The 25,958-nt window shown below is 73.2% G+C and carries 25 protein-coding genes; 13 read left to right on the top strand and 12 right to left on the bottom strand.

Annotation, left to right across the window (positions count from 1 at the left end):
* Positions 1-32: 32 nt before the first annotated feature.
* From KUM32_RS10190 to KUM32_RS10180, 3 genes are read right to left on the bottom strand one after another with little or no spacing between them, the layout of a single operon-like run.
* Positions 33-848: a polysaccharide deacetylase family protein gene (locus tag KUM32_RS10190; RefSeq protein WP_217141506.1), complete on the bottom strand. Its 816-nt coding sequence runs from the start codon at positions 846-848 to the stop codon at positions 33-35.
* A complete protein-coding gene (locus KUM32_RS10185) occupies positions 841-1,851 on the bottom strand; it encodes a glycosyltransferase family 2 protein (protein WP_217141505.1) in 1,011 nt (336 codons plus the stop codon). Before KUM32_RS10185 ends, KUM32_RS10190 begins: the two co-directional genes overlap by 8 nt.
* Positions 1,848-2,711: a glycosyltransferase family 2 protein gene (locus tag KUM32_RS10180; RefSeq protein ID WP_254405303.1), complete on the bottom strand. Its 864-nt coding sequence runs from the start codon at positions 2,709-2,711 to the stop codon at positions 1,848-1,850. Before KUM32_RS10180 ends, KUM32_RS10185 begins: the two co-directional genes overlap by 4 nt.
* Before the next feature lie 619 nt (positions 2,712-3,330).
* On the opposite strand from KUM32_RS10180, the gene KUM32_RS10175 reads away from it, so the two are divergent.
* Both KUM32_RS10175 and KUM32_RS10170 read left to right on the top strand, forming a co-directional pair.
* Positions 3,331-4,137 carry an SGNH/GDSL hydrolase family protein gene (locus KUM32_RS10175; protein WP_217141504.1) on the top strand — a complete coding sequence of 269 codons (807 nt, stop codon included), beginning with the start codon at positions 3,331-3,333 and terminating at the stop codon, positions 4,135-4,137.
* Between the two features lie 501 nt (positions 4,138-4,638).
* Complete coding sequence (locus KUM32_RS10170) at positions 4,639-4,908, top strand: hypothetical protein (RefSeq protein ID WP_217141503.1); 270 nt, start codon at positions 4,639-4,641, stop codon at positions 4,906-4,908.
* Between the two features lie 233 nt (positions 4,909-5,141).
* On the opposite strand, the gene KUM32_RS10165 is transcribed toward KUM32_RS10170, so the two are convergent.
* The 4 genes from KUM32_RS10165 to hmgA form a co-directional block, all read right to left on the bottom strand.
* Complete coding sequence (locus KUM32_RS10165; protein WP_217141502.1) at positions 5,142-5,477, bottom strand: hypothetical protein; 336 nt, start codon at positions 5,475-5,477, stop codon at positions 5,142-5,144.
* A gap of 377 nt (positions 5,478-5,854) precedes the next feature.
* Positions 5,855-7,015, bottom strand: a complete 1,161-nt coding sequence (locus KUM32_RS10160; protein ID WP_217141501.1) for a type ISP restriction/modification enzyme — start codon at positions 7,013-7,015, stop codon at positions 5,855-5,857.
* A 22-nt stretch (positions 7,016-7,037) separates the two neighbouring features.
* Positions 7,038-7,787, bottom strand: a complete 750-nt coding sequence (locus tag KUM32_RS10155) for a GntR family transcriptional regulator (RefSeq protein WP_217141500.1) — start codon at positions 7,785-7,787, stop codon at positions 7,038-7,040.
* 26 nt (positions 7,788-7,813) lie between these two features.
* Positions 7,814-9,139, bottom strand: a complete 1,326-nt coding sequence (gene hmgA / locus KUM32_RS10150) for a homogentisate 1,2-dioxygenase (RefSeq protein ID WP_217141499.1) — start codon at positions 9,137-9,139, stop codon at positions 7,814-7,816.
* 257 nt (positions 9,140-9,396) lie between these two features.
* On the opposite strand from hmgA, the gene KUM32_RS10145 reads away from it, so the two are divergent.
* From KUM32_RS10145 to KUM32_RS10115, 7 genes are all read left to right on the top strand, one after another.
* A complete protein-coding gene (locus KUM32_RS10145; RefSeq protein ID WP_254405302.1) occupies positions 9,397-10,086 on the top strand; it encodes a hypothetical protein in 690 nt (229 codons plus the stop codon).
* Positions 10,087-10,361: 275 nt separating this feature from the next.
* Positions 10,362-10,979, top strand: a complete 618-nt coding sequence (locus KUM32_RS10140; RefSeq protein WP_217141498.1) for a TetR/AcrR family transcriptional regulator — start codon at positions 10,362-10,364, stop codon at positions 10,977-10,979.
* Between the two features lie 112 nt (positions 10,980-11,091).
* The gene (locus tag KUM32_RS10135) at positions 11,092-13,323 is read left to right on the top strand and encodes a molybdopterin oxidoreductase family protein (RefSeq protein WP_217141497.1); all 2,232 of its coding nucleotides are present in this window, start codon (positions 11,092-11,094) and stop codon (positions 13,321-13,323) included.
* Between the two features lie 191 nt (positions 13,324-13,514).
* Entirely contained in the window at positions 13,515-14,987 is a 1,473-nt protein-coding gene (locus tag KUM32_RS10130) for a CitMHS family transporter (RefSeq protein WP_217141496.1), read from the top strand.
* A 67-nt stretch (positions 14,988-15,054) separates the two neighbouring features.
* Positions 15,055-16,401 carry an MFS transporter gene (locus tag KUM32_RS10125; RefSeq protein ID WP_217141495.1) on the top strand — a complete coding sequence of 449 codons (1,347 nt, stop codon included), beginning with the start codon at positions 15,055-15,057 and terminating at the stop codon, positions 16,399-16,401.
* 90 nt (positions 16,402-16,491) lie between these two features.
* Positions 16,492-17,880, top strand: a complete 1,389-nt coding sequence (locus KUM32_RS10120) for an aldehyde dehydrogenase family protein (protein WP_217141494.1) — start codon at positions 16,492-16,494, stop codon at positions 17,878-17,880.
* Positions 17,881-17,899: 19 nt separating this feature from the next.
* Entirely contained in the window at positions 17,900-18,997 is a 1,098-nt protein-coding gene (locus tag KUM32_RS10115; protein ID WP_217141493.1) for a zinc-binding dehydrogenase, read from the top strand.
* Here KUM32_RS10115 and KUM32_RS10110 read toward each other — a convergent pair.
* The 3 genes from KUM32_RS10110 to KUM32_RS10100 all read right to left on the bottom strand — a co-directional run bounded on the left by KUM32_RS10110 (position 18,994) and on the right by KUM32_RS10100 (position 21,557).
* Positions 18,994-20,034 (bottom strand): DMT family transporter, encoded by a 1,041-nt coding sequence (locus tag KUM32_RS10110; protein WP_254405300.1) that lies wholly within the window; start codon positions 20,032-20,034, stop codon positions 18,994-18,996. The genes KUM32_RS10115 and KUM32_RS10110 overlap by 4 nt on opposite strands.
* A gap of 120 nt (positions 20,035-20,154) precedes the next feature.
* The gene (locus KUM32_RS10105) at positions 20,155-20,868 is read right to left on the bottom strand and encodes a helix-turn-helix transcriptional regulator (RefSeq protein WP_217141492.1); all 714 of its coding nucleotides are present in this window, start codon (positions 20,866-20,868) and stop codon (positions 20,155-20,157) included.
* Between the two features lie 47 nt (positions 20,869-20,915).
* Positions 20,916-21,557: a TetR/AcrR family transcriptional regulator gene (locus tag KUM32_RS10100; protein WP_217141491.1), complete on the bottom strand. Its 642-nt coding sequence runs from the start codon at positions 21,555-21,557 to the stop codon at positions 20,916-20,918.
* A gap of 204 nt (positions 21,558-21,761) precedes the next feature.
* On the opposite strand from KUM32_RS10100, the gene KUM32_RS10095 reads away from it, so the two are divergent.
* The 3 genes from KUM32_RS10095 to KUM32_RS10085 all read left to right on the top strand — a co-directional run bounded on the left by KUM32_RS10095 (position 21,762) and on the right by KUM32_RS10085 (position 24,034).
* Positions 21,762-22,913 (top strand): acyl-CoA dehydrogenase family protein, encoded by a 1,152-nt coding sequence (locus tag KUM32_RS10095; protein ID WP_217141490.1) that lies wholly within the window; start codon positions 21,762-21,764, stop codon positions 22,911-22,913.
* 99 nt (positions 22,914-23,012) lie between these two features.
* Positions 23,013-23,303: a YiaA/YiaB family inner membrane protein gene (locus KUM32_RS10090; RefSeq protein WP_217141489.1), complete on the top strand. Its 291-nt coding sequence runs from the start codon at positions 23,013-23,015 to the stop codon at positions 23,301-23,303.
* Between the two features lie 86 nt (positions 23,304-23,389).
* Positions 23,390-24,034, top strand: a complete 645-nt coding sequence (locus tag KUM32_RS10085; RefSeq protein WP_217141488.1) for a TetR/AcrR family transcriptional regulator — start codon at positions 23,390-23,392, stop codon at positions 24,032-24,034.
* Here the strand turns inward: KUM32_RS10085 and KUM32_RS10080 are convergent.
* On the bottom strand, positions 24,025-24,486 hold the full coding sequence (locus tag KUM32_RS10080) for a MaoC family dehydratase (protein ID WP_217141487.1): 462 nt from the start codon (positions 24,484-24,486) through the stop codon (positions 24,025-24,027). The genes KUM32_RS10085 and KUM32_RS10080 overlap by 10 nt on opposite strands.
* Positions 24,487-24,590: 104 nt before the next feature.
* On the opposite strand from KUM32_RS10080, the gene soxR reads away from it, so the two are divergent.
* Entirely contained in the window at positions 24,591-25,115 is a 525-nt protein-coding gene (gene soxR, locus KUM32_RS10075) for a redox-sensitive transcriptional activator SoxR (protein WP_217141486.1), read from the top strand.
* Between the two features lie 225 nt (positions 25,116-25,340).
* Here the strand turns inward: soxR and KUM32_RS10070 are convergent, their stop codons facing one another.
* A complete protein-coding gene (locus tag KUM32_RS10070; protein ID WP_217141485.1) occupies positions 25,341-25,946 on the bottom strand; it encodes a hypothetical protein in 606 nt (201 codons plus the stop codon).
* Positions 25,947-25,958: the final 12 nt, after the last annotated feature.

Raw genomic sequence — 25,958 nt, 5'->3', positions numbered from 1 at the left:
TGCCCGGGCCCGGGTGACCGGCGGCCGGTGGTTCAGGCACCGGCCCCCAGCACCCGCCCGCGCGCCTGCCGCGCTCTGCGGAGTACGGCGTACCCCTTGGTGAGGACCCGGTCCCGGGCGAAGGTCCGGGTGATCGCACGGCCCTCGATGAGCCGGACGAACTCGTCGGGCCCCGTGCTGCGGCGCACGGTGACCCGCCGCAGGGCGTACGGCCCCTGGGGGCGGCGCGCCAGACCGTTGCCCACGGCGAGCGCCTGCGCGTACCCCGTCTCGCGCACCGCCTGCCGCACCCGGCGGTCGGAATAGCCGTAGGGATAGGCGAACGAGACCGGTACGGTGCCCAGCTGGTCCGCGATGACCTCCTTGCCGTGGATCAGCTCGAACCGCAGCCGTTCCCCGCCGAGTTGGTCGAGCTGCGGATGGGTGTGGCTGTGCCCGCCGATCTCCACGCCGGCCGAGGCCAGTTCGCGGACCTGGTCCCAGTCGAGCATGGTGTCCAGGGCGCCCCCGGTGTCGTACGGGCCGCGCAGCCAGCCGGTCGTGACGAACAGCGTGGCCGGGAACCCGTGCTTGGTGAGGTGGGGCAGCGCGTGCCGGTGCACGCCCTCGTAGCCGTCGTCGAAGGTGATGAGGACGGGGCGTCTCGGCAGCGGGCCGCCGGAGCGCCAGGCGGCGGCCAGCTCCGCGGTGCCCACCGGGGTGAGGCCGCGGTCGGCGATCGCCGCCATCTGCTCGGCGAAGGCCGCCGGTGTCACCGACAGGGCGCGGGTGGCGTCGTTCGGATCGGTCGCGACCGAGTGGTACATGAGGATCGGCACGCGCGCGTCGGCCTCGTGTGCCTCAGCCATGCGCGCCCCCCTCGGCCGGCTCGACCGGCGTCACCGAGAACGTGGCCCCGCCCCGCCGTGCCCGGACGGTCCCCACCACGTAGCCGCCCGCCGCCGTGAGCACCCCGGCGACGATCGCGCCCGCCCGGCCCGCACCCCCCGGCCTGGCCAGTACGGCGTCGCGCAGCCCGCGCGCCACGCCGGCCGGCAGGACGCGGGTGGCGTACCGGCGTTCGGACTCCAGCCCCTTGTCCGCACCGACGCTGCGCGCCACCAGGGCCTTGGACAGGCCCTCGGCGTAGGCGCGGGTGCGGAAGTAGCCGAAGTGCTCGCGCGTCTCGGGCACCCGGTGGTGGATCACCGCCCGGTCGTCGATCAGCAGCACCGCGTCGGGCCGGGCGCGGGAGAGCCGGATGCACAGCTCGGTCTCCTCGCAGCCCAGCGGACGTTTGTCACCGTCGCGTCCGATGCCGGTGGCGAAGCCGCCCGCCGCGTCGAACGCCTCGCGCCGGAAGGAGGCGTTGCCGCCGAGCACGTTGCGCACCCGGACCCGGCCGGGCGGCAGGCCGCGGTACGTGCAGCCCACCACCCAGTCGAACTCCTCCGGGAACCAGTCGGGCCGGCGTCCCGACGACCAGATGGGCAGGGTGCGCCCGCCGACGGCCATGACCCGCGGGTCGGTGTACCCCTCGGCGAGGTGCCTCAGCCAGTCGCGCTCGGCCACGGCGTCGTCGTCGAGGAACGCGACGACCTCACCGTGCGACGCCGCGATGCCGGTGTTGCGGCCGGCGGACAGACCGCGGGGGCCCGCGTTGGCGAGCACCCGCACGTCCTGCCTCTCCTCGTACTCCTTCAGCAGCCGGTCCCGGAGCGCCGGGTTGTGGTCGACGACCAGGAGGGTCTCCCGGGCCGGGTGGGACTGCGCCCGCACCGAGGAGACCGCCGCGAGGATGTCCTCCCAGCGGTCCTCGGTGTAGACGCAGATCACCACGGAGACGGCGGGGGAGGCGTCGGGACCGCTCAAGACGCCTTCCTCCGGACCGGGACGACCGGGGCGACGGGGGCGACGGGAGCGGCCGAGCCGACCGAGGCGAGCGTCGGCGCGTGCGTACGGCTGCGCAGCGCGCGCCGGTTGGAGCGCTCCTCGAGGATCACTCTGAGCACCCGCAGCCCGTCCCGCACGGCGCGCAGGTTGCTGACCCCGTGGATGCGCAGGTACTCGTGGCTGGGTATCTCCTGCACCTTCAGACCGGCCTTGACGACCCGGATGTTCATCAGGGTCTCGACCTCGAAGCCCGTGCAGTCGAGGTCGATCTTGTCCAGGCAGTGCCGCCAGAAGGCGTTGTAGCCGTAGCAGAGGTCGGTGTAGCGGGCGCCGAACTTCCGGTTGACCACCGCGCACAGGGCGCGGTTGCCGAGCTTGCGGATGAAGGTCATGTCGTCGGTGCCGCCGCCGTTGGCGAAGCGGGAGCCCTTGGCGAAGTCCGCGCCCGAGACGAGGGCGGAGACGTACGACACGATCTCCTGGCCGTCGGCCGAGCCGTCGGCGTCGACCATCACGATGATGTCCCCGGTGCACGCGTTGAAGCCGGTGATCAGCGCGTCCCCCTTGCCCTTGCCGCGCTGCTCGACGACCTTGACGTCCGGCCACAGCTCCCGGGCGACCCGGACGGTGTCGTCGGTGGAGTTGCCGTCCACGAGGACGACCTCGTGGATCCAGTCGGGCAGCGTCTTGAAGACGTAGGGAAGGTTCTCCGCCTCGTTCATGGCGGGTATCACCACGCTCACCGGCGGCGCTATCGCCAGGTGCGAGGAGACGGGCCGGTACTTCCGGCCGGGTGCCGGATCGTTGTCCGTCGACGCCGGCTGCAGAACTGAGCTCATGAGTCTGGTCCCTCTCGTCCGGCGGACCGCCCGCCCCAGGGGCGGTCCGGCTCTGTATCCGGTTCGAAAGGGGGGTTCTCACCCACGGCGCGACGGGACGGATCTCCGTGCGTGCCAGGTGAGCAGGCAAAGCCTGCCGGCGCCGGAAGGAAACGGCAGCCGACCGCGCGGCGCGGCCCGGTCACCGGTGTGGTCACCGAGCACGGCACCCCCCTACCGCGCGTCCCGCCCCGGTCCGCCGCGGCCTCGAGCCCTCCCCTGAGCCGCTTGCCGACGCACCGATGCGAGCGATGTATGACGGTATTGACGATTGAACCCGTATGGCAAGGCCTGGAGCCAGGTCTCACGTTTTTGTTGGTTTTGCCGTCATCCGTTCTTCTTGAGAGGCGCTCTCCCGCGTCATCGGTCCCCCGGACCGTTCCGCTTTGCCCCCCGAAGCCCAAGATGCCGGGCCTCAATGTGGCGCAGCCCGCCGGAGACCGTCAAGACGGCACTGGCGTTCCCCCGGGTATTCGTCCTGTTTTGAACGACCGTCAGCCAAATATTGGCATGGACACTTCCTGTCAACACGCGTAGCTGCTACCACGGTTGAGGCAGAGATCCTGTTAAGGGAGGTTCCATGAGACGCCCCCGACTTGTCGGCATCCTGAGTTCACTCCTCCTCGCCGCCGGCGCCGCCCTCACCGGGGCCGCGACCGCCCAGGCCGCCCAACCCGCCGTGTCCGGTGGGTACGTGGCGCTCGGCGACTCCTACTCCTCCGGGGTCGGAGCGGGCAGCTACATCGGCTCCAGCGGCGACTGCAAGCGCAGCACGAAGGCCCACCCGTACCTGTGGGCGGCCGCCCATTCACCCTCGACGTTCGACTTCACCGCCTGTTCCGGCGCCCGTACGGGTGATGTTCTCGCCGGACAGCTCGGCCCGCTCAGCTCGGCCACCGGCCTGGTCTCGATCAGTGTCGGCGGCAACGACGCCGGCTTCGCCGACGTCATGACGACCTGTGTGCTCCAGTCCGACAGCTCCTGCCTGTCGCGGATCGCCACCGCCGAGGCGTACGTCGACTCGACGCTGCCCGGCAAGCTCGACGGCGTCTACTCGGCGATCCGCGACAAGGCCCCCAACGCCCGCGTCGTCGTCATCGGCTACCCGCGCTTCTACAAGCTCGGCACTTCCTGCGTCGGTCTCTCCGAGGCCAAGCGGAAGGCGGTCAACGCCGCCGCCGACCACCTCAACACCGTGATCGCCAAGCGCGCCGCCGACCACGGCTTCACCTTCGGCGACGTACGTCCCCCCTTCACCAACCACGAGATCTGCTCGGGCAGCGCCTGGCTGCACAGCGTGAACTGGCTCAACATCGGCGAGTCCTACCACCCGACCGCGGCTGGCCAGTCCGGCGGCTACCTGCCGGTCCTCAACAGCGCGGCGTGACCCGAAGAGAAGGAGAAGAGGCGTGAGAGGGGGAGGCCCCGGCCGCCGGGGTCTCCCCCTCGCCGCGTCGGGTCGCGGCCCGCGGGAAGCCTCGCTCCTCGCCGTGCGGGCGGACCGGACGCGGGGCGAGCCGGACACCGCGCGGGGCGCGTGAGATCGCCCACGTTCTCGCGGCCCCGCACGCGTACGCCGGGTGGTGGGGAGGTCCGGAGCCGTGCGCCGGCCGTGCGCCCGCCGTGGTCGTGCCGCGACCGGGGGCGCGCGGCCGCCACCACGGCCCGCTCCGTCACTGGCGGTGACGGTCGGACCCCGGCGCGGGGCCGGCTCGCCCCACGAACAGGCTGGTTGTCCAACTCGCCCTGGAATCTTCCGGATTCGCAGAATGATCGTCAACCTCCTTGCGGGGAAGGTGAATCCTGCGACCGCGATACACGCGCGCCGTACCGGGGCGATAGGGTTACCCTGCCCGGGCCGGGTGGACTCGTACGGGTGGGGAGTGACATGGAACAGATAACAGTGCGCAGCAGGGCAAGGGTCCCTGCGATCACCTGCGGGAGCAGCGCGACCAGCTCTCGCCTCGACCGCCATCTCGCGGTGCTCGGAGGGCCTGCCCTCCCGCAGCGGGAGACGATGGAGGCGACGTCGCTGATGCGTGAGCTGACCGCACGGGAGCCCGCGCACAAGCGCAGCAGCAGGGGCGCCAGAGTGCGCCGGGTCTCGCTGTTCGCGCCGCTGCGTCGACTGCGCCGCTCGTTGTTCAGCGGCAACTGAGGCCCGCGCCCCGGCGGTCACACCGTCCCGGCGCGGCGCCGCGCGTTCGTCCGTCATCCCCACGGCACGCAGCGGCGCCCCGGTGTGACCCCGGGCGCGGCCGTTCCCCGTACGCGCGCGTCCGTACCCCGCGTCTCCGTACGTTCGTCTCCGTACGCCCGTCCTCGTACGACGTGTCCTCCCACGCCCCGCCCCCCCGTCTCCCCGCCCGGCGGTGACGCGCTCGGGTCCGCTCAGTGCTCGCCGTGTGCGTACCGGCGCACGACGAGCGGGGCGAACACCGCCGGCAGCACCCGTGCACCGGGCGAGCGACCCGGCGACCGGATCACCACCGGCCAGGCGGCCCCCTCCGGCACGGGAGCGTTGCCGAAGAGGCCCTCGGCCGGGACGTACGGGTGGGACGGCAACGGCAGGATGAAGGCCGTGCCGCCCAGTTGACCGGCGGCCTCCTCATTCCGGGTGAGCAGGCCCGGGTGGATGCCGGTCCACGTCGTCGTGAACCGGAACAGCGGCGACAGCCCGACGGCGTCCGCCGCGCCGAGCGCACCGCCCTCCACGCGCAGGCCCACCGCGACGTCGGCCAGCAGGAGGGGGCACGGTTCCGACGGTCGTGACGAACACGTCCGCGACCGACGTCGGTCACCCCGCCCCGGCGCGAGTCCTGGGCGGCCTCGGGTGCTGGACGGCTTCACCCGATCCGGCGTCCACCGGACGATCAGGCCCGCGCCGGTGGGCCCGTCCACGGTCCCGGGACCGTCCGGCGGGGCGTGGTCCTCCGGCGGGGCGGTGGCCGTTCGGCAGGGCGGTGGCCGTCCGGCGGGTGCACGGACTGTCCGGCGGGCTGTGCATGGCCCGTCCGGCCGGTGGCCGGGCCGTCCACGGCCCGGGACCGTTCGGTGGACCGGTGGGCCGGTGGGCCGGTGGGCCGGTGGGCCGGTCGGGACGCCTAGAGCAGTGCCAGCTGTCCCTCCGGCCCCTCCTCCTGCCGGTCCAGGACGGTGGCCGGTCTGCGGGCCGCCGGGGGTGGCGGCAGTACGCCCGCCTCGCGGAGCTCGGTCGCCGTGATCTGCTCCGTCACCGCCAGCTCCCGGCAGCGTGGCCGGACTTCGGCGAGCAGCGCGAGGACCGTGATGAGTTCCAGCAGCTCGGACGTCCAGGCCTGCGGCCAGGTGGCCGGCCGGATCGCCGCCAGCGTGCCCGGCTCGCCCTGGGCGGTGCGGGCCGCGAACCACTGCTCCAGCACCCGGGCCCCGCCCACCTCGAAGTCCCAGGCACCCGGCGGTACGGGGGAGACGCGCCCCTCGTCGAGGAGGAGCGCCTCCTCGTCGCGGACGTAGCGCAGGGTCAGCGGGCGCGGGGGCAGCGGGGCGCGGACGTACGGGCGACGGCCGCCGGGCAGCTTGGGGCGCTCGCCGTCGCGCCGCATCAGCCACAGGGTGCGCCGGCCCAGCTCGACGCCGCGCTCCCACAGCGTGGGGTCCGCGGTGAGCGGGACCACACAGCCGGGCCGCACGGCGGCCACCGCCCAGGCCAGCACGTCCACCGGGTCGGGACGGCGGCCGAGCCGGGCACCCAGGTGGTCCAGGAGGCCGGGGGCCAGGTTGGGGTCCGCGCCGCCGGGGCGGCGGTGCAGGGGCCGGATGCGGGAGCCGCCGAGCAGGGGCAGCCGTGAGGTCGCGAGGAGCAGGGGAGGGCGGGCGGCGTCGGGCGCCTCGACGACGAAGACCTGCCGCTCGTCCGCCACCCGCCACAGCTCCGGACGGGCCGCGTCGATCAGCCGGTGGTCGGGGATCAGCCACTGCTCGTCGAAGGGGGCACGCAGCACCCGGACGGGCTCCGGACACCGCCCCGAGGCGCGCACCAGTTTCTCCGTGCCACCGGCCCCGCCGGGCAACCGGCCGACCGCCGTGTGCAGACCGCGCGACCGGGTCGGTTCGAACAGTGCCTCGCGATCGGGCCCCTCGGCCCTGAGCAGGGCGTCCCAGCGGGCCTTCAGGGACGCCGGGTCGGGGGCCGCCGGCCACCCCCGGCCGAGCCGCGGCGGTGCGACGGACCACGGCATGAGGTCCGCCAGCGGCGGAGCGTCGTCGTGCGTCACGCTGGGCATCGTACGACGGGGCGGAACGGCCTCACGTGGCATCCAGGGTGACCGTGAAGGAGAACCGGTCGCCCCGGTAGTGGATGACCGCCACGTCCAGCACCCGCCCCGCCGGGTCGTACGTGACGCCCGTGTAGTGCAGGATCGGGCTGAGCAGCGGGACTTCGAGCAGTCGCGCCGTCTCCGGGTCCGCGAGCCGGGCCTCCACGGTGTCCGTGATCCGGCTGATGTCCACACCCACCACGTCCCGCAGCACCTTGGTCATCGGCCAACGGGCCAGGTCGTCCACGTCGATACGGGCGGCGACCTCGGGACGGACGTAGTTGCGGGCGTGGTTGGTGGGCTCGCCCGTCTTCTCGTCGCAGCGCAGCCGGTGGTACGTCGCCACCTCCGGCGACTGGGGGAAGTACTCGGCGAGTCGGGGCGGCACCGGGCCGGTGCCGTGGTCCAGCAGCTCGGCCTTCATGCCGGACTGCTGGGCCACGATCGCGTCCACCGACCCCAGCAGCCGCACCGGTGCGCCCCGCCTGGCGTCCGGCTCGATGAACGTGCCGCGCCGGCGGTGGCGGGTGATCAGCCCCTCCTCCTCCAGCTCCTTGAGCGCCTGCCGCATGGTCAGCACGCTCACCCCGTAGTGGCCGGCCAACTGCTCCTCCGTGGGCAGGCGGAGCGGGTCCCTGGGCGAGCGGCCGAGTATCGAGGCGCGCAGTGACTGCGACACCTGGTACCAGAGGGGCAGCTTGCGGTTCAGGACGATGGAGTCCGGGGCGAAGGAGGTCACGGGCCATCCGTACCGGTCGGGAACCCTCAGTGCAAGGGGCGGAAGTGCCGTTCCAGGCCCCGCCAGACGTCGTCGTAGTGCGGTTGCAGGTGTTCGGCGCGGGCCGCCTGGGGCGTGAGGGTCACCGGCCACCGCGTCTCGAACATGAACGCCAGCCCGTCGTCGATCCGCTGCGGCTTCAGCTCGGCGGTGCTCGCCCGTTCGAAGGTCTCCCGGTCCGGGCCGTGCGCCGACATCATGTTGTGCAGCGAGCCGCCGCCCGGCACGAAGCCCCCCGGACCGGCGGTCTTGGCGTCGTAGGCGCCCTCGATCAGGCCCATGTACTCGCTCATCACGTTCCGGTGGAAGTACGGCGGCCGGAAGGTGTCCTCGCCCACCAGCCAGCGCGGCGCGAAGACCACGAAGTCGACACCCGCGAGGCCGGGGGTGTCCGACGGAGAGGTGAGCACCGTGAAGATCGACGGGTCCGGGTGGTCGTAGGAGATGGTGCCGATCACGTTGAACCGGCGCAGGTCGTAGACGTACGGCACGTGGTTGCCGTGCCAGGCGACCACGTCGAGCGGGGAGTGGTCGTAGACGGCCGTCCAGAGGTTGCCGCAGAACTTGTTGACCACCTCCACCGGGCCCTCGGTGTCCTCGTAGGCCGCGACGGGCGCCAGGAAGTCCCGGGCGTTGGCGAGCCCGTTGGCGCCGATCGGGCCGAGGTCGGGGAGGCGGAAGGGGGCGCCGTAGTTCTCGCAGACGTAGCCGCGGGCGGCCTCGTCCAGCAGTTCGACGCGGAAGCGGACCCCGCGTGGGACCAGCGCCACATGGCCCGGCTCGGCGTGCAGCAGCCCGAACTCGGTGCGCAGCAGCAGCCCGCCCCGCTCGGGGACGATCAGCAGTTCGCCGTCCGCGTCGCTGAAGACGCGGTCCATGGAGGCCGTGGCGTGGTACAGGTGCACGGCCATGCCGGTGCGCTGGGTGACGTCCCCGTTGCCGCCGAGCGTCCACAGTCCCGCGACGAAGTCCGTCCCGGCCTCGGGTGCGGGCAGCGGGTCCCACCGGAGCCGGTTCGGGTCCGGCACGGCCTGGGTGAAGGGCGCCGCGCGGATCGCGCCGTTGCCCGCGCGGGTGAACGCCGGGTGCGCGGCCGAGGGGCGGATGCGGTACAGCCAGGAGCGCCGGTTGTGCGCCCTCGGCTCCGTGAACGCCGTGCCGCTCAGCTGCTCCGCGTACAGCCCCTCGGGCGCCCGCTGCGGCGAGTTCCGGCCCTCGGGCAGCGTGCCCGGAACGGCCTGCGAGCTGTGCTCGTTGCCGAAACCGGACAGGTAGGCCAGCCCCTCGGCGGTCTTGCGCGCGTCCCCGCTCATTGATCGCTCCCTCGCAGCCGGATTCCTATGCAACACCGTAGGATTGCGGTTTCCCGCGCGCAAGGGGCCGTACCGGAATTCCCGCCCGGCCCTGGCCCCGGTCCCGTCCCGGCCCGTCGGAGCCCGTTGCGTTCCGTCCGTTCTCCGCCGTTCGCGCCGGGTTTCTTCGCGGTCCCGCGCGGGCCCTCCCGGAGCGGATGACCGGAACCGCACCCCGGGGGCTCCGGCGTCTCGGACCGGTGTTCTAGTCTCCCGTCATGTCGTGGACGCGGGGAGTACTCGCCGTGCTCGCGGTCTGTGTCCTGTTGCTGACCGGATCCGCGGGCTGCGGCTCCAGTGGTACGGGTGAACCGGGCACCCGTGATTCGCCCACACCGGTGGGCCGGCTGCTCGACGACACCGACGAGGAGGGCCGGCGCTACCGGGAGGTGGACGGCGAGCGCGCGCCCGAGGTCGGCATCGAGGTGCAGCCCGAGAGCGACGACAGCTGGGACGTGCGGGTGACCGTCCGCGACTTCGCGTTCTCGCCGGCCGGCGCGGAGGCGAAGGCGGTGGCCGGCCGCGGCGTCGCCCACCTCTTCCTCGACGGCGACCTCCTCACCCGCCTGCGCGGCCCGCGGTACCGCATCGCCGCCGACCTCCTCCCGCGCGGCACGCACCAGGTCACGGTCCGCCTGTACGCCGACGACGGCACCGTCTGGGCCGTCGACGGCGAGCCCGTCGAGAGCACGGCCGACGTGACGGCGTCGGGCACGGGGCCGACGGAGGCCACGGAGCCGGCGGGGAACCCGCAGCCAGGAAGTGCTTCGGGGCCGGAAGGGGCTTCGGGGCCGGGGAAGGGTCCGGGCGCGGTGCCGGAGCCGGCGGTGGTCACGGTGCCGGGGCGGATCACCGAGACGGTGGTGATCGGGTCCCGGGTGCTGCCCGGCGGCGCGGGGGACCGGTGAGAGCCGGGGGAGGAGCCGCGCCGGCCGGTCCTGCCGGTCCTGCCGGTCCTGCCGGCCGGTCCGGTCTCGGGAGACGAGCCGTTCGAGCCGCATGAGCCGCATGAGCCGCATGAGCCGTTGAGCCGCATGAGTCGTGCGAGCCCGATGAGTCGTGTGAGCCGGACGAGTCGTGTGAGCCGGACGAGCCGTGTGAGCCGGACGAGCCGGACGAGTCGGTCCGCCGTCCGTTCCCGTACTGGAGGTCACGGTTCACCGGACCGCGGCGGGAGGGCATCATGAGGACCGTGTCCCACGCGACCCCGCTCCGACGTGCCCCCGTGCAGCGGCGCAGTGCCGAACGGCTGGCCAGGATCCTCGACGCCTGCGCCGACCTCCTCGACGAGGTCGGCTACGACGCCCTGAGTACCCGGGCCGTGGCCCTGCGGGCGGCCGTCCCCATCGGCTCGGTGTACCGCTTCTTCGGCAACAAGCGGCAGATGGTCGACGCGCTGGCCCAGCGCAACCTGGAGCGCTACGCGGAGCGCGTGACCGAGCGGCTGACGGAGGCGGGCGACGGCGGCTGGCGCGGGGCGCTGGACGCGGTGCTCGACGAGTACCTGGCGATGAAGCGGACCGCGCCCGGTTTCTCCCTGATCGACTTCGGCAACCAGATCCCGGTCGGCGGCCGCCACGCCGTGCCCAACCACCGCGTGGCCGACCGGCTCACCGAGCTGATCTGCGGCTACCTCGGCCGTCGCCCCGACGACCATCTGCGCCGTACCTTCCTCGTCGCCGTGGAGACCGCCGACGCCCTCGTGCAGCTCGCCTTCCGCGTCTTGCCGGACGGGGACGACGGGATCATCGAGGAGGCCCGCGAACTCCTGCGGGCGTATCTGGGGCGCGTACTGGACTGACGGGCCGGTGCCGTACGGCCGCCCCCTGAGGGCCTCCCCAACATGCCTACCGGTCGGTATGCTCGCCGTGAGTCCCACGTCCGTGCGCCACCGCCGCCTTCCGGGAGGACCCGTGCCCCGCACCGCCCTGCGTATCTGCCCCCTGTGCGAGGCCACCTGCGGCCTGGCCCTCACCATCGAGGGCACCACGGTCACCGCGGCCCGCGGCGACGGCGACGACGTCTTCAGCCGCGGCTTCGTCTGTCCCAAGGGCGCCTCCTTCGGCGCCGTCGACTCCGACCCCGACCGGCTGCGCACGCCTCTGGTGCGCAGGGACGGCGAACTGCGCGAGGCGACCTGGCAGGAGGCGTTCGACGCGGTCGCCGCGGGCATCCGGCCGGCCGTCGAGCGGTACGGGCCGCACGCCGTCGGCGTCGTCCTGGGCAATCCCAACGTGCACACCGTGGCCGGCGCCCTCTACCCGCCCGTCCTGCTCGGCGCTCTCGGCACCCGCAGCCTGTTCACCGCCTCCACGCTGGACCAGATGCCCAAGCACGTCTCCAGCGGGCTGCTCTTCGGCGACGCCAACGCCATCCCGGTGCCCGACCTCGACCGCACCGACCACCTGCTCCTCATCGGCGCCAACCCGCTGGAGTCCAACGGCAGTCTGTGCACCGCGCCCGACTTCCCCGGCCGGCTCAAGGCCCTCAGGGCCCGCGGCGGCACCCTCACCGTCATCGATCCGCGCCGCACCCGTACCGCCAGGCTCGCCGACCGGCACGTCGCGATCCGCCCCGGCACCGACGCACTGCTCCTCGCCGCGATGAGCCACGTCCTGTTCGAAGAGGACCTGGTGGACCTCGGCGCGCTCGCCCCGCACGTCACGGGGGTCACGGAACTCGCCGACGCCGTACGCGACTTCACCCCCGAGTCCGTCGCCGCCGCCTGTGACGTGGACGCCGGCGTGACGCGCGCCCTCGCCCGCGAACTCGCCGCCGCCCCCACCGCCGCCGTCTACGGCCGCATCGGCAGCTGCACCGTCCCGCACGGCACCCTCGCCAGCTGGCTCGTGGACGTCCTCAACGTCCTCACCGGCAACCTCGACCGGCCCGGCGGCGCCCTCTTCCCGCAGGCGGCCACCGACAGGACGCCCCGCCCCGCCGGACCCGGCCGCGGCTTCGCGCTCGGCCGCTGGCGCTCCCGGGTGAGCGGACACCCCGAGGCGAAGGGGGAGCTTCCCCTGTCCGCCCTCGCCGAGGAGATCGACACCGTCACCGACGAGGGCGAGCCGGTGCGCGCGCTGATCACCGTCGCCGCCAACCCCGTCCTGTCCGCCCCCGACGGCGACCGGCTCGACAAGGCGCTGGCCTCGCTCGACTTCATGGTGAGCGTCGACCCGTACCTGAACGAGACCTCGCGCCACGCCCACGTCGTCCTGCCCCCGCCCCCGCCCGCGCAGAGCCCGCACCACGACTTCGCCTTCAACACCCTCGCCGTGCGCAACCAGGTCCGCTACACCCGCCCCGCCGTCCCGCTGGAGCCCGGCCGCATGGCCGAGACGGAGATCCTGGCCCGCCTGGTCCTGGCCGCCACCGGCATGCACGGTGCCGACCCGGCGGCCGTCGACGCCATGGTGATCGAGCAGACCCTCGGCAAGGCCGTGCGGGAGCCGCACTCACCCGTGCACGGCCGCGACCCCGGTGAACTCACCGCACGACTCACCGGCGAGAACGGCCCCGAGCGGCGGCTCGACATGATGCTCCGCCTCGGCCCCTACGGCGACGGCTTCGGCGTACGACCGGACGGGCTGACCCTCCAGCGGCTGCTCGCCCACCCGCACGGAATCGACCTCGGCCCGCTGCGCCCGCGCCTGCCGCAGCCGCTGAGGACCCGCAGCGGGAAGGTGGAGCTGCTGCCCGAGCCGATCGCCGACGACCTGCCGCGCCTGCGGCGGGCCCTGGCCGAGCGCCCCGACGGGATCGTCCTCGTCGGCCGACGCCACCTGAGGTCCAACAACAGCTGGATGCACAACATCCCGCCCCTCACCGGCGGTTCCAACCGCTGCACCCTGCACCTCCACCCCGACGACGCCGAACGGCTCGGCGTGCGCAACGGTGAGCCGGTACGTGTGAAGGGCGCCGGGGGAGAGGTGACCGCCCCCGCCGAGGTGACCGGCACCGTCCGGCCCGGCGTGGTGAGCCTGCCGCACGGCTGGGGTCACGACCGGCCCGGCACCCGCCTGACCCACGCCGCCGGCGACCCCGGCGTCAACGTCAACCAGCTCCTCGACGGCAGCCTGCTGGACCCGCTCTCGGGCAACGCGGTGCTCAACGGCGTACCCGTGGAGCTCGCCCCCGCCACCTGACCCCCGCCACCTGATCTCCCCGTCATCTGACCCCCTGTCACCTGGCCCCTGACGCGAGCAAAGCCGTGACCTGGAGTTCTGCGCTTATTGCTCGCATGTCAACGTCTTGTTAACGCGAGCTCGCGGCACCTAACGTCATCGCACCGCCTGCCCCGGTGGGATGTTCAAGGGCGAACGTTAGGTACTCATTCATGCTGACCATCCTCGGCTTCGCCATGATCGCGACCTTCCTGGTCCTGATCATGATGAAGAAGATGTCGCCGATCGCGGCGCTCGTGCTGATCCCCGCGCTGTTCTGCGTGATCGTCGGCAAGGGCGCCCACCTCGGCGACTACGTCATCGACGGCGTGTCGAGCCTCGCCCCCACCGCGGCGATGCTCATGTTCGCGATCGTCTACTTCGGGGTGATGATCGACGTCGGACTGTTCGACCCGATCGTCCGGGCCATCCTGAAGTTCTGCAAGGCCGACCCGATGCGCATCGTCGTCGGTACGGCGCTGCTCGCCGCGATCGTCTCGCTGGACGGCGACGGCTCCACCACCTTCATGATCACGGTCTCGGCGATGTACCCGCTGTACAAGCGCCTGAAGATGAGCCTGGTCGTGATGACCGGTGTCGCCGCCATGGCCAACGGCGTGATGAACACCCTGCCCTGGGGCGGCCCCACCGCCCGGGCCGCGACCGCGCTGAAGGTGGACGCCACCGACATCTTCGTCCCCATGGTCCCGGCGCTGGCCGTGGGCCTGGTGGCCGTCGTGGTCCTGGCGTACGGCCTCGGACTGCGCGAGCGCGGGCGGCTGGGCACGCTGACGCTGGACGAGGCGCTGGTGCGGGAGCCGGAGACCGAGACGGTGCTGGTCGGCGCGGGCGGCGGCGCGGGCGGTGGCTCGGGTGCGGACGCCGGTGCGGGCGGTGGCTCGGGTGCGGACGCCGGTGCCGGTACGGGCGAGGCGTCCGCGTCCGCCGCGGGTTCCGCCGGTTCCGGTGACCTCGCCGCCCGGGGCGACGAGTCCGACGACGACTTCCAGGGCCTCGACCCGAACCGGGCCACCCTGCGCCCCAAGCTGTACTGGTTCAACGCCCTGCTCACGGTCGCCCTGCTCACCGCCATGATCATGGAGCTGCTGCCGATCCCGGTGCTCTTCCTGCTCGGCGCCGCGCTCGCGCTCACCGTCAACTTCCCCCACATCCCCGACCAGAAGGCCCGCATCGCGGCCCACGCCGACAACGTCCTCAACGTCTCCGGCATGGTCTTCGCCGCCGCCGTCTTCACCGGCGTCCTCACCGGCACCGGCATGGTCGACCACATGGCCAACTGCCTCGTGGGCGCCATCCCCGACGGCATGGGCCCGCACATGGGCCTGGTCACCGGCCTGCTGAGCCTGCCGCTCACCTACTTCATGTCGAACGACGGCTTCTACTTCGGCGTCCTGCCGGTGCTCGCCGAAGCCGGTCAGGCGCACGGCGTGTCGACGCTGGAGATCGCCCGCGCCTCGATCGTCGGCCAGCCGCTGCACATGTCCAGCCCGCTGGTGCCGGCCGTGTACGTCCTGGTCGGTATGGCCAAGGTCGAGTTCGGCGACCACACGCGGTTCGTGGTGAAGTGGGCCGTCCTGACGAGCCTGGTCATTCTCGCGGCGGGCATCCTGTTCGGCATCATCTGATCATCGGACCGGCTCCGTAGGAGTCGTGCGGGGCTCGGCGGTCGGCGGGTCCGGGAAGGACAGGATCATGGCGCCCGGTGGGAACCGCGGCTGGCTGCTCCGCCTCGTCATCGCCTTCGGCTTCGCGCAGGGGGCGGTGTCGATGGCCCGGCCCGCCGTCTCCTACCGGGCCCTCGCGCTGGGCGCGGACGAACGGGCGGTCGGTGTCATCGCCGGTGTGTACGCGCTGCTGCCGCTGTTCGCCGCCGTCCCCCTCGGGCGCCGCACCGACCACGGCCGCTGCGCGCCGTTGCTGCCCGTCGGCGTGGTGCTCATCGCCGGCGGCTGTGCGCTGAGCGGCATCGCCGGGTCCCTGTGGGCGACGGCCCTGTGGAGCGGCGTCATGGGCCTCGGGCACCTCTGCTTCGTCATCGGCGCCCAGTCACTGGTGGCCCGCCAGTCCGCGCCGCACGAACAGGACCGCAACTTCGGCCACTTCACCATCGGTGCCTCGCTCGGCCAGCTGGTGGGCCCCATCGCGGCGGGCGCCCTGATCGGCGGCCACGACATGGCGGGCAGCAGCGCGCTCGCCCTGGTGGCGGCGGGCGCGGGCGGGGCGGTCGCGTTCACGTCGCTGTGGCGCATCGAGCACCCGACGGCCGCCGAGTCCCGTACGGAACGGGGCACGCGCGTCCCGGTGGGGAGCATCCTGCGGGCCCGTGGTGTGCCCGCGGGCATCCTGATCAGCCTGTCCGTGCTGTCCGCGACCGACATCCTCACCGCCTACCTGCCGGTGGTCGGCGAGCACCGGGGCATCTCCCCGGCCGTGATCGGCGTACTGCTCAGCCTGCGGGCGGCGGCCACCATCGCCTGCCGGCTGGTGCTCACGCCCCTGCTGCGGCTGCTCGGCCGCACCGCGCTGCTCACGGTCACCTGTCTGCTGGCCGCCCTGCTGTGCGCCGGCGTCGCGCTGCCGGTGCCGGTGTGGGCGCTCGGGCTGATGCTGGTCGTCCTCGGCTTCTGCCTCGGCGTGGGCCAGCCGCTGTCCATGACGACCGTCGTCCAGGCGGCCCCCGACGGGGCCCGCTCCACCGCCCTCGCCCTGCGCCTGACCGGCAACCGCCTGGGCCAGGTCGCCGCACCCGCCGCGGCGGGTCTGATCGCCGGCGTGGCGGGTGCGGCCGCGCCGTTCGTGATGCTCGGCGCGCTGCTGCTGTTGTCCTCCGGCGTGGCCCTGCGCGCCCCGTCCACCGGACCGGCCGCGGACCGGCGACCCACCGTGGGTCAGGCCAGGAGCGGCCCCGGGGACGCTTCCGCGAACGGTCCCGGGGATGTGCGTCTTCGGCCGGCCCGGCGAACGCGTCTGCCCCGCCCCGGCCCGGCTGCCGGCCCTGGACGAGTGAGCCCACCGGGAAACCGCCCCCCGCAAGGGTGAGCCGCGCCACCATGGGAGCCGCCCCTGGTGCCGAAAAACTATCGGCGCTAGTTTGGGGCCGGACGACGAGGCCCGCCCGGAAGGAATCCGATGAAGGCACACGACGGCATGTACATCGACGGAGCCTGGCGACCCGCCGGCGGCCGGGACACGATCGACGTCGTGAACCCGGTCGACGAGCAGGTCATCGGCAAGGTCCCCGCCGGCACCGCCCTGGACGTCGACACCGCCGTACGGGCCGCCCGCGCCGCCCTGCCCGGCTGGGCCGCCACCCCGCCCGCCGAACGCGCCGCGCGCCTGGCCGCCCTGCGGGACGTGCTGGTGGCCCGCAAGGACGAGATCGCCGAGACCGTCACCGCCGAGCTGGGCTCGCCGCTGCAGTTCTCGCAGGCCGTGCACGCGGGCGCCCCGATCGCGGTCGCGGGCTCCTACGCCGAGCTGGCGGCGACGTACGCGTTCGAGGAGAAGGTCGGCAACTCCGTCGTCCACCACGAGCCGGTCGGCGTGGTCGGCGCCATCACCCCCTGGAACTACCCGCTCCACCAGATCGTCGCCAAGGCCGCCCCGGCGCTCGCGGCCGGCTGCACCGTCGTGCTGAAGCCCGCCGAGGACACCCCGCTCACCGCCCAGCTCTTCGCGGAGGCGGTGCACGAGGCGGGCGTCCCGGCGGGCGTCTTCAACCTGGTCACCGGCCTCGGCCCGGTCGCGGGACAGGCCCTCGCCGAGCACCCCGGTGTCGACCTGGTCTCCTTCACCGGCTCCACGGCCGTCGGCCGGCGGATCGGCGCCACCGCCGGCGCGGCCGTCAAGAAGGTCGCCCTCGAACTCGGCGGCAAGTCCGCCAACGTGATCCTCCCGAGCGCCGACCTCGCCAAGGCCGTGAACGTCGGCGTCGCCAACGTCATGTCCAACTCCGGCCAGACGTGCAGCGCCTGGACCCGCATGCTGGTCCACCGCGACCAGTACGACGAGGCCGTCGCGCTGGCCGCCGGGGCAGCCGCCAAGTACGGCGACCGGATCGGCCCCCTCGTCAACGCCAGGCAGCGGGAGCGGGTGCGCGGCTACATCGAGAAGGGCGTCGCCGAGGGCGCCCGCCTCGTCGCGGGCGGGCCCGAAGCCCCGCGCGAGCGGGGCTACTTCGTCAGCCCGACGGTCTTCGCCGACGTGACCGAGGAGATGACCATCGCCCAGGAGGAGATCTTCGGGCCGGTCCTGTCCGTCCTGCGCTACGAGGACGAGGAGGACGCCCTGCGGATCGCCAACGGCACGGTCTACGGCCTCGCCGGCGCCGTCTGGGCCGGGGACGAGGCCGAGGCGGTCGCCTTCGCCCGCCGCATGGACACCGGCCAGGTCGACATCAACGGCGGCCGCTTCAACCCGCTGGCCCCCTTCGGCGGCTACAAGCAGTCGGGCGTGGGCCGGGAACTCGGCCTGCACGGGCTCACCGAGTACCTCCAGACCAAGTCCCTCCAGTTCTAGCCAGGGAGTTGCCCACGTCATGGCCGTCCGCACCGCTGTCCGTGCCGCCGTCGTACCCGCCGTAGGCGCCCCGCTGGACGTCACCGGGATCGAGCTCCCGGAGCCCGGACCGGGGCAGGTCCGGGTGAAGCTCGCCGCCGCCGGGGTCTGCCACTCCGACCTGTCCCTGGCCAACGGCACCATGCGCGTGCCGCTCCCCGCCGTCCTCGGCCACGAGGGCGCCGGCACGGTCCTCTCCGTCGGCGAGGGCGTCACCCACCTCGCACCCGGCGACGGCGTCGTGCTCAACTGGGCCCCGTCCTGCGGCTCCTGCCACGCCTGCTCGCTCGGCGAGGTCTGGCTCTGCGCGAACGCCCTGGCCGGTGCCGCGAACGTGCACGCCCGCCGCGCCGACGACGGCACCGACCTGCACCCCGGCCTGAACGTCGCCGCGTTCGCCGAGGAGACGGTCGTGAGCGCCGGCTGCGTCCTGCCCGTGCCCGACGGCATCCCGCTCACCGACGCGGCGCTGCTCGGCTGCGCCGTCCTCACCGGCTACGGCGCCGTCCACCATTCGGCGAAGGTCCGCCGGGGCGAGACGGTCGCGGTGTTCGGCGTCGGGGGAGTGGGCCTCGCCACCCTCCAGGCGGCCCGGATCGCGGGCGCCTCCAGGATCGTCGCCGTCGACGTCTCCCCCGAGAAGGAGGGGCTGGCCCGCGCCGCCGGGGCCACCGACTACCTCGTCGCCTCCGACACCACCGCCCGTGAGATCCGCGCCCTCACCGGCAAGCAGGGCGTCGACGTCGCCGTCGAGTGCGTCGGCCGCGCGGCCACCATCCGCACCACGTGGGAGTCCACCCGGCGCGGCGGCCGCACCACGGTCGTCGGCATCGGCGGCAAGGACCAGCGGGTCACCTTCAACGCCCTGGAGATCTTCCACTGGGGCCGCACCCTCTCCGGCTGCGTCTACGGCAACGCCGACCCCGCCCGGGACCTCCCGGTGCTCGCCGAGCACGTCCGCGCCGGCCGCCTGGACCTCGGAGCCCTGGTGACCGAGCGCACTGCGCTGGACGGCATCCCGGCGGCCTTCGAGAACATGCTGGCAGGCAAGGGCGGCCGGGCGCTGGTGGTCTTCTAGGCCGTTCCGGACCGGTCCGGACGTCCTGGGCTGTTCCAGCGCGTTCCGGACCGGCCCTGGCGTCGGCCCACGTCGTCACGGCGCGGGTCCGGGGCGGGGCCGGCCCGCTCCGGACCCGCCCCCGCGCGCCTCCTCGACCGCGACACCGCCACGCCCGCCAGACACAGCGCGCCGCCCGCCAGGGTCAGCAGCCCCGGCACCTCACCCAGTACCAGCCACGACATCAGGACGACGAGGGCGGGCACGGCGTACGTGGTCGCGCCCATGCGGCCGGCGGTCGTACGGGCCAGGGCGTACGCCCAGGTCGTGAAGGCGAGCGCGGTCGGGAACACGCCCAGGTACACCATGTTGAGCGTCGCGGAGAGCGGCGCGTCGGCCGCCTCGTGCACCAGCTGCCCCGTGAACGGCAGGCAGACCACCGCTCCGACCAGGCAGCCGAACGTCGTCACCTGCAGCGCGCTCGCGCGGCCCAGGGCGGGCTTCTGGGCGACCACCCCGCCCGCGTAGGCCACGGCGGCCAGCAGGCACAGCACCACCCCGAACAGCGAGGAACCGCCCTCGCCGGACATGGACAGGCCCACGGTCACCGCACCGGCGAAGGACACCGCCATCCCCGCCAGCAGCCGTGGCGGCAGCGCGTCCCCGAGCAGCCGGGCGCCGAGCAGCGCGATGAGGATCGGGCCGACGTTCACCACGAGGGCGGCCGTACCGGCGTCCACCCGCTGCTCGCCCCAGTTCAGGACGACCATGTAGAAGCCGAACCACAGCAGCCCCGATATCGCGATCCCGCGCCGGGCCGACCGCGGTGGCAGTCCCTCCCGGCGCAGCAGACAGATCGCCCCGAGCGTCAGCGCACCCGACAGCAGCCGGCCGAGCGCCAGCGCGCCCGGCGAGTACGCCTCGCCCGCACTGCGGATCGAGACGAAGGCGGAGGCCCACAGGACCACGGTGACCGTGGCGGCGCCGGCCGCGAGCAGGCGCGGACGCCGGGAGGAGGCGTCGGGACGGGAGGAGGCGTCGGGACGGACGGTGCGCATGATGCTCCAGAGGCTGGGGACGCGACGGTCTCGGGACTCGCGGACTTCGGACCTGGCCGTTGGTCGCTGGCCGTTGGCCGTTGGCCGCTGGTTGTGGACGTGGACGTGGCACCACGGTGCTCAGCGCAGCACCACCGGGTCGATGCCCAGCAGTTCGGACAGCGCGTCCTCGCCCGCCGGTGTCACCTTCACCGCCCGTTCCGAGCCGATGCGCACGCACCAGCCCGTGTCCAGGGCGTGCCGGCACAGGGCCGCGCCCGCGACGCCCGCGAGGTGGGGGCGGCGTTCGGTCCAGTCGAGGCAGGCCCTGGCCAGCGGCCGGCGACCGGTGGGCTCCAGCGGAATGCCGGCGGTGACGAACCATCCGAGCCCCGCGTCCGTGAGCGCGAAGCCGGTGTCCTGGCGCAGCAGTCCGCGCCCGGTCAGCGCGTCGGTGACCGTGATGCCGAGCCGCCCGGCGAGGTGGTCGTAGCAGGTGCGCCCCCGGGCCATCGCGGCCCCGGCGCCCGACGCCCGCAGCGTGCGCGGACGCCGTGCCGCCGCCGTCGGCGCCACCTGGGCGGCCAGGTCCTCCACCAACTGCGCGACCCGTTCGTCCGCCAGGCGCACGTACCGGTGCCGCCCCTGGCGCTCCTCGGCGAGGAGGCCGCCCGCGACGAGCTTGCTCAGGTGCTCGCTGAGCGTCGACGCGGCGACCCCCGCGTGCCGGGCCAGCTCACCGGCGGTCCACGCCCGCCCGTCGAGCAGCGCCAGCAGACACGCGGCTCTGGTCTCGTCCGCGATCAGCCCGGCCAGCCGTGCCAGCCCGGGCGCCTCGGCGTCCTTGTCGGTCATGCCTCCCAGGATGCGGGAGTCACGGTTCGGCGGGCGCCGAAGTGTCCTCAGGCGCTCTCCGTCACCTGCTCGTACTGCTGCGCCAGCCCGTCGAGCAGCGCCGCGAGGCCGGTCTCGAAGGCCCGCTCGTCGATCTTCTCCTGCTGCTCGGCGAGGAGGTGGGCCTGCTGCAGGTGCGGGTAGTCGGCGGGGTCGTAGGCGCCGGCGTCGTCCACGAAGCCCGCGGCGAAGGAACCGAGCGCCGAGCCCATGATGAAGTACCGCATCAGCGCGCCGATGGACGTGGCCTGGGCCGGGGGCCAGCCCGCCGCGACCATCGCGCCGTAGACGGCGTCGGCCAGGTGCAGCGCGGCCGGGCGGCGGCCGGGACCGTGGGCCAGGACCGGGACGATGTTGGGGTGGTCGCGCAGCGCCGCCCGGTAGGAGACGGCCCAGTCGTGCAGTGCGGTCCGCCAGTCCCGGCCGTCCTCGAACATCGACAGGTCGACCTGCGCGCTCACCGAGTCGGCGACCGCCTCAAGGATCTCGTCCTTGGTGCGGAAGTGGTTGTAGAGCGAGGGCCCGCTGACACCCAGTTCCGCGGCGAGCCGGCGCGTGGAGACGGCCGCGAGGCCCTCCGCGTCCACCAGCGCGCGGGCCGTCTCGATGATCCGGTCGGTGCTGAGCAGGGGCTTGCGCGGTCGGGCCATGGCGCACATAGTAGGGCTGCGGACCTAAACTAGCAGTGCTAATTTAAAGGTCCGGCTTTCAAGGTCCGCCGTTCCGGACCTTCCGTCCTCCCTGCCTCCCTCCCTTCCCGCCCTCCTTCCCTCCTTCCCTCCTTCCCTCCTTCCCTCCTTCCCTCCTTCCTTCCTCTCTTCCTTTCCCGACCGTCTTCTGTGGGGTGACTCGGCATGAATCTGGAGCTCAGCGAGGAGCAGAGCGCCGTACGGCGGCTCGCCCGGGACTTCGTGGAGCGTGAGATCGCCCCCCACGTCGTGGACTGGGACCGCGCCGAGGAGGTGGACCGGTCCATCGTGAAGAAACTCGGCGAGGTCGGCTTCCTCGGCCTGACCGTCGACGAGGAGTACGGCGGTTGCGGTGGCGACCACCTCGCGTACTGCCTGGTGACGGAGGAGCTGGGCCGCGGCGACAGCTCCGTGCGCGGCATCGTCTCCGTCTCCCTCGGCCTGGTCGCCAAGACCATCGCCGCCTGGGGGGACGAGGAGCAGAAGCGGCGCTGGCTGCCGGGGCTCACCTCCGGCGAGTACGTCGGCTGCTTCGGCCTGACCGAGCCCGGCACGGGGTCGGACGCCGGGAACCTGACCACCCGCGCGGTCCGCGACGGCGACGACTACGTCATCAACGGCACCAAGACGTTCATCACCAACGGCACCTGGGCCGACGTGGTGCTGCTCTTCGCACGCTCCACGGACGCCCCCGGCCACAAGGGCGTCTCCGCCTTCCTCGTCCCGGCCGACACCCCGGGCCTGACCCGCCGCACCATCCACGGCAAGCTCGGGCTGCGCGGCCAGGCCACCGCCGAACTGGTCCTGGAGGACGTCCGCGTCCCCGGCTCCGCGATGCTGGCCCCCGAGGGCAAGGGCTTCTCGGTCGCCATGTCCGCCCTGGCCAAGGGGCGGATGTCGGTCGCGGCCGGCTGCGTCGGCATAGCCCAGGCCGCCCTGGACGCGGCCGTGCGGTACGCGGGCGAGCGCGAGCAGTTCGGGAAGACCATCGCCCACCACCAGCTGGTGCAGGAACTGATCAGCGACATCGCCCTCGACGTGGACGCGGCCCGGCTGCTGACCTGGCGGGTCGCCGACCTGATCGACCGCGGCCGGCCCTTCACCGTCGAGTCCTCCAAGGCCAAGCTCTTCGCCTCGGAGGCCGCCGTCCGCGCCGCCAACAACGCCCTCCAGGTCTTCGGCGGCTACGGCTACATCGACGAGTATCCGGCCGGAAAGCTGCTGCGGGACGCCCGCGTGATGACCCTCTACGAGGGCACCAGTCAGATCCAGAAGCTGGTCATCGGGCGCGCGCTGACCGGGGTCTCGGCCTTCTGAGTGCCCGAACCGAGTGCCCGAGCTGGTGCCTGGACTGAGTACCCGAACTGAGTACCCGGGCGGATGTGGCCCCGGCCACATCCGCCGACCCTTGTCCCCATGAGTGACACACCGGTCAAGCAGCAGAGCACGGCGGCCTTCTACGGGCAGGCCGTGGCCTCGTTCGCGGTGGCGATGACCGCCACCGCCATCGGCATCTACAACCTCCAGGCCGACGCCTGGGTGCGCGCCTTCCTGGCCATCGCCGTCCTGTACCTCGTCACCTCGGCCTTCACGCTGGCCAAGATCATCCGGGACCGTCAGGAGGCCGGGCAGATCGTGAGCCGCGTCGACCAGGCCCGGCTGGAGAAGCTCCTCGCCGAGCACGACCCCTTCGAGAAGCTGGGCTGATCCGTCCGTGTGGCGGCTGCCCTAAGCGACCGCTCAGCGTCGGCGGGTATGGTGGTGCTCCTGTCACCGAGAGGGGCGAACAAGCGATGAGTACGGCGGCCGAGACGGCGGGCGGCGACATCGAGCCGTGGGAAGAGGTCACCCCCGACGCGGCCCGGCGACTCCTGGTCGCCGCCGTGGAGGCCTTCGCCGAGCGCGGGTACCACGCGACCACGACCCGCGACATCGCCGGGCGGGCCGGCATGAGCCCGGCCGCGCTCTACATCCACTACAAGACCAAGGAAGAGCTGCTCCACCGCATCAGCCGCATCGGCCACGACCGGGCGCTCGCCATCCTGCGGACGGCGTCCCAGGGGGAGGGCGGTGCCACCGAGCGCCTCGCCGACGCCGTGAGTTCCTTCGTGCGCTGGCACGCGGGGCGGCGCACCACCGCACGCGTGGTGCAGTACGAGCTCGACGCGCTCGGCCCCGAGGCCCGCGACGAGATCCTCGCGCTGCGCCGGCAGGTCGACGCCGAGGTGCGCGGGATCATCGAGGAGGGTGTGGCCTCGGGCGAGTTCGACGTGCCCGACGTGCGCGGTACGACCCTCGCCGTGCTGTCGCTCTGCATCGACGTGGCCCGCTGGTTCAACGTGAACGGCCCCCGGACGCCCGACGAGGTCGGCGCGCTCTACGCCGACCTCGTCCTGCGGATGGTGGGAGCGGAGGCGCCCGGCGCCGCTCAGAGGTAGTAGCGCGAGACGGACTCGGCGACGCACACCGGCTTGTCGCCGCCCTCGCGCTCCACGGTGAAGGCGACCGTCACCTGGATCCCTCCCTCGACGTCCTCGACGCCGGTGATCGTCGCCGTGGCGCGCAGTCGCGAGCCGACCGGGACGGGGGAGGGGAAGCGCACCTTGTTGGTGCCGTAGTTGACGCCCATCTTCACGCCCTCGACCCGGATCAGCTGCGGTCCGAAGAGCGGAAGCAGCGACAGGGTCAGGTAGCCGTGCGCGATGGTGGTCCCGAACGGACCCGCCGCGGCCTTCTCCGGGTCCACGTGGATCCACTGGTGGTCGCCGGTGGCCTCCGCGAACAGGTCGATCCGCTTCTGGTCGACGTCCAGCCAGTCGGTGTGTCCCAGCGGCTCGCCCACCGCCGCCTTCATGTCGTCGGCGGATGTGAAGATCCTCGGCTCTGCCATGTCCCGGCCTCCCGCGTCGAAGTCTAAGCGACTGCTTAGCATGGTCGTCGGCAAGGCCCGTGTCAACGGACCGGGCGGGTGACGCGGTAGGTAGGCTTCGAGGGGTGCCTCAGATTCCCGAGAAGATCCACGAGCTCACGGTCGGCCAGCTCGCCGCGCGCAGCGGTGCCGCCGTCTCCGCCCTGCATTTCTACGAGTCCAAGGGCCTGATCAGCAGCCGCCGCACCTCCGGCAACCAGCGTCGCTTCAGCCGTGACACGCTGCGCCGGGTCGCCTTCGTCCGCGCAGCCCAACGGGTCGGCATCCCGCTGGCCACGATCCGCGAGGCGCTCGCCGAACTGCCCGAGGAGCGCACGCCCACGCGGGACGACTGGGCCCGGCTGTCCGAGTCCTGGCGGTCCGAGCTGGACGAACGCATCAAGCAGCTCAACCGGCTGCGCGATCACCTCACCGACTGCATCGGCTGCGGATGCCTCTCCCTGGACAGCTGCGTCCTGTCCAACCCCGACGACGCCTTCGGTGAGCGCCGTGCCGGCTCGCGCCTGCTGGTGGAGCGCCGCCGCGAGGCCAACACCCGCGACAAGCGCGCGAGTCGCGCCCCTGAGCGGGAGACGGAGTGCTGCGGCTGACCGGCGCGGTGCCCGGCCGCGGGCCGGCGGGGGCCTGCTCCGACCCTCCCGCACCCCGCACCGGGCGGGGGGATCCGGCCGAGCGGGCGGTGCGCGGCCATGACGCGATCGCCGTGGAGACCTGCGCCACCCCCATGGTGCCGGTCGCCACGCCGCACCGGTCGGCCGCGGCCCCGCACGGCCCGTCGGGGGTGCGGCATCCTCCGGCACACCCCCGCGGGTCGGCTACGCCGACATCAGCAGTCGTCGCCCCCGCCTGGCCTCCGCCAGCGCGTCGGCGGTGAGGACGGGCCGGGGGACGAGTATCCCGCAGTCCGTGCAGACGGGCCCCGTCGACGGTTCGTGGTCGAGGTCGTACTTCCAGACGAGGCGCTCCCCGTCGCACACCGGGCACGCCGACCCCGGTTCGCGCTCCAGGGCGGAGATCAGCCGGCGCAGCACCTCCGCCAAGGGCCCGTCGGGGTGCACCCGGGGGTCGTCGCACCAGGCGACACCGAAACCGCCCCAGGTCAGCCGGTGCCAGTCGTCCACACTGCCCGGCCTGCGCAGCCCGTCGTGCTTCTCCTTCCTGCGCCGCTCGGCGAACCCGGCCTCGTAGGCCAGCCACACCGAACGCGCCTCCTCCAGCTCCTCCAGTGCGGCCACGAGCCGCGCCGGGTCGGGGGAGCGGTCCTCGAGGCCGAATCCGGCCCGGGAACACAGATGGTCCCAGGTCGCCCTGTGCCCGTAAGGGGCGAACCGCTCAAGGCACTTGCGCAGCGAATAGCGCCGTAGCGCCAGGTCGCACCGTGGATCGCGGACCTGTCTCGCCAGACTCCGGAAACCGGCCATCGCCCTGCACCT

The sequence above is a fragment of the Streptomyces sp. AC627_RSS907 genome, assembly GCF_019049165.1.
Note: the sequence above shows the minus strand (reverse complement) of the source record. Positions and strands in the feature narration are given on the sequence as shown.

Bases quoted from the DNA above. Each gene is read 5' to 3' on its own strand.
- KUM32_RS10190 (WP_217141506.1), bottom strand. From the start codon at position 848: ATGGCTGAGGCACACGAGGCCGACGCGCGCGTGCCGATCCTCATGTAC.
- KUM32_RS10180 (WP_254405303.1), bottom strand. From the start codon at position 2,711: ATGAGCTCAGTTCTGCAGCCGGCGTCGACGGACAACGATCCGGCACCC.
- KUM32_RS10175 (WP_217141504.1), top strand. From the start codon at position 3,331: ATGAGACGCCCCCGACTTGTCGGCATCCTGAGTTCACTCCTCCTCGCC.
- KUM32_RS10170 (WP_217141503.1), top strand. From the start codon at position 4,639: ATGGAACAGATAACAGTGCGCAGCAGGGCAAGGGTCCCTGCGATCACC.
- KUM32_RS10160 (WP_217141501.1), bottom strand. From the start codon at position 7,015: ATGCCCAGCGTGACGCACGACGACGCTCCGCCGCTGGCGGACCTCATG.
- hmgA (WP_217141499.1), bottom strand. From the start codon at position 9,139: ATGAGCGGGGACGCGCGCAAGACCGCCGAGGGGCTGGCCTACCTGTCC.
- KUM32_RS10145 (WP_254405302.1), top strand. From the start codon at position 9,397: ATGTCGTGGACGCGGGGAGTACTCGCCGTGCTCGCGGTCTGTGTCCTG.
- KUM32_RS10140 (WP_217141498.1), top strand. From the start codon at position 10,362: ATGAGGACCGTGTCCCACGCGACCCCGCTCCGACGTGCCCCCGTGCAG.
- KUM32_RS10130 (WP_217141496.1), top strand. From the start codon at position 13,515: ATGCTGACCATCCTCGGCTTCGCCATGATCGCGACCTTCCTGGTCCTG.
- KUM32_RS10125 (WP_217141495.1), top strand. From the start codon at position 15,055: ATGGCGCCCGGTGGGAACCGCGGCTGGCTGCTCCGCCTCGTCATCGCC.
- KUM32_RS10120 (WP_217141494.1), top strand. From the start codon at position 16,492: ATGAAGGCACACGACGGCATGTACATCGACGGAGCCTGGCGACCCGCC.
- KUM32_RS10115 (WP_217141493.1), top strand. From the start codon at position 17,900: ATGGCCGTCCGCACCGCTGTCCGTGCCGCCGTCGTACCCGCCGTAGGC.
- KUM32_RS10110 (WP_254405300.1), bottom strand. From the start codon at position 20,034: ATGCGCACCGTCCGTCCCGACGCCTCCTCCCGTCCCGACGCCTCCTCC.
- KUM32_RS10105 (WP_217141492.1), bottom strand. From the start codon at position 20,868: ATGACCGACAAGGACGCCGAGGCGCCCGGGCTGGCACGGCTGGCCGGG.
- KUM32_RS10100 (WP_217141491.1), bottom strand. From the start codon at position 21,557: ATGGCCCGACCGCGCAAGCCCCTGCTCAGCACCGACCGGATCATCGAG.
- KUM32_RS10095 (WP_217141490.1), top strand. From the start codon at position 21,762: ATGAATCTGGAGCTCAGCGAGGAGCAGAGCGCCGTACGGCGGCTCGCC.
- KUM32_RS10090 (WP_217141489.1), top strand. From the start codon at position 23,013: ATGAGTGACACACCGGTCAAGCAGCAGAGCACGGCGGCCTTCTACGGG.
- KUM32_RS10085 (WP_217141488.1), top strand. From the start codon at position 23,390: ATGAGTACGGCGGCCGAGACGGCGGGCGGCGACATCGAGCCGTGGGAA.
- KUM32_RS10080 (WP_217141487.1), bottom strand. From the start codon at position 24,486: ATGGCAGAGCCGAGGATCTTCACATCCGCCGACGACATGAAGGCGGCG.
- KUM32_RS10070 (WP_217141485.1), bottom strand. From the start codon at position 25,946: ATGGCCGGTTTCCGGAGTCTGGCGAGACAGGTCCGCGATCCACGGTGC.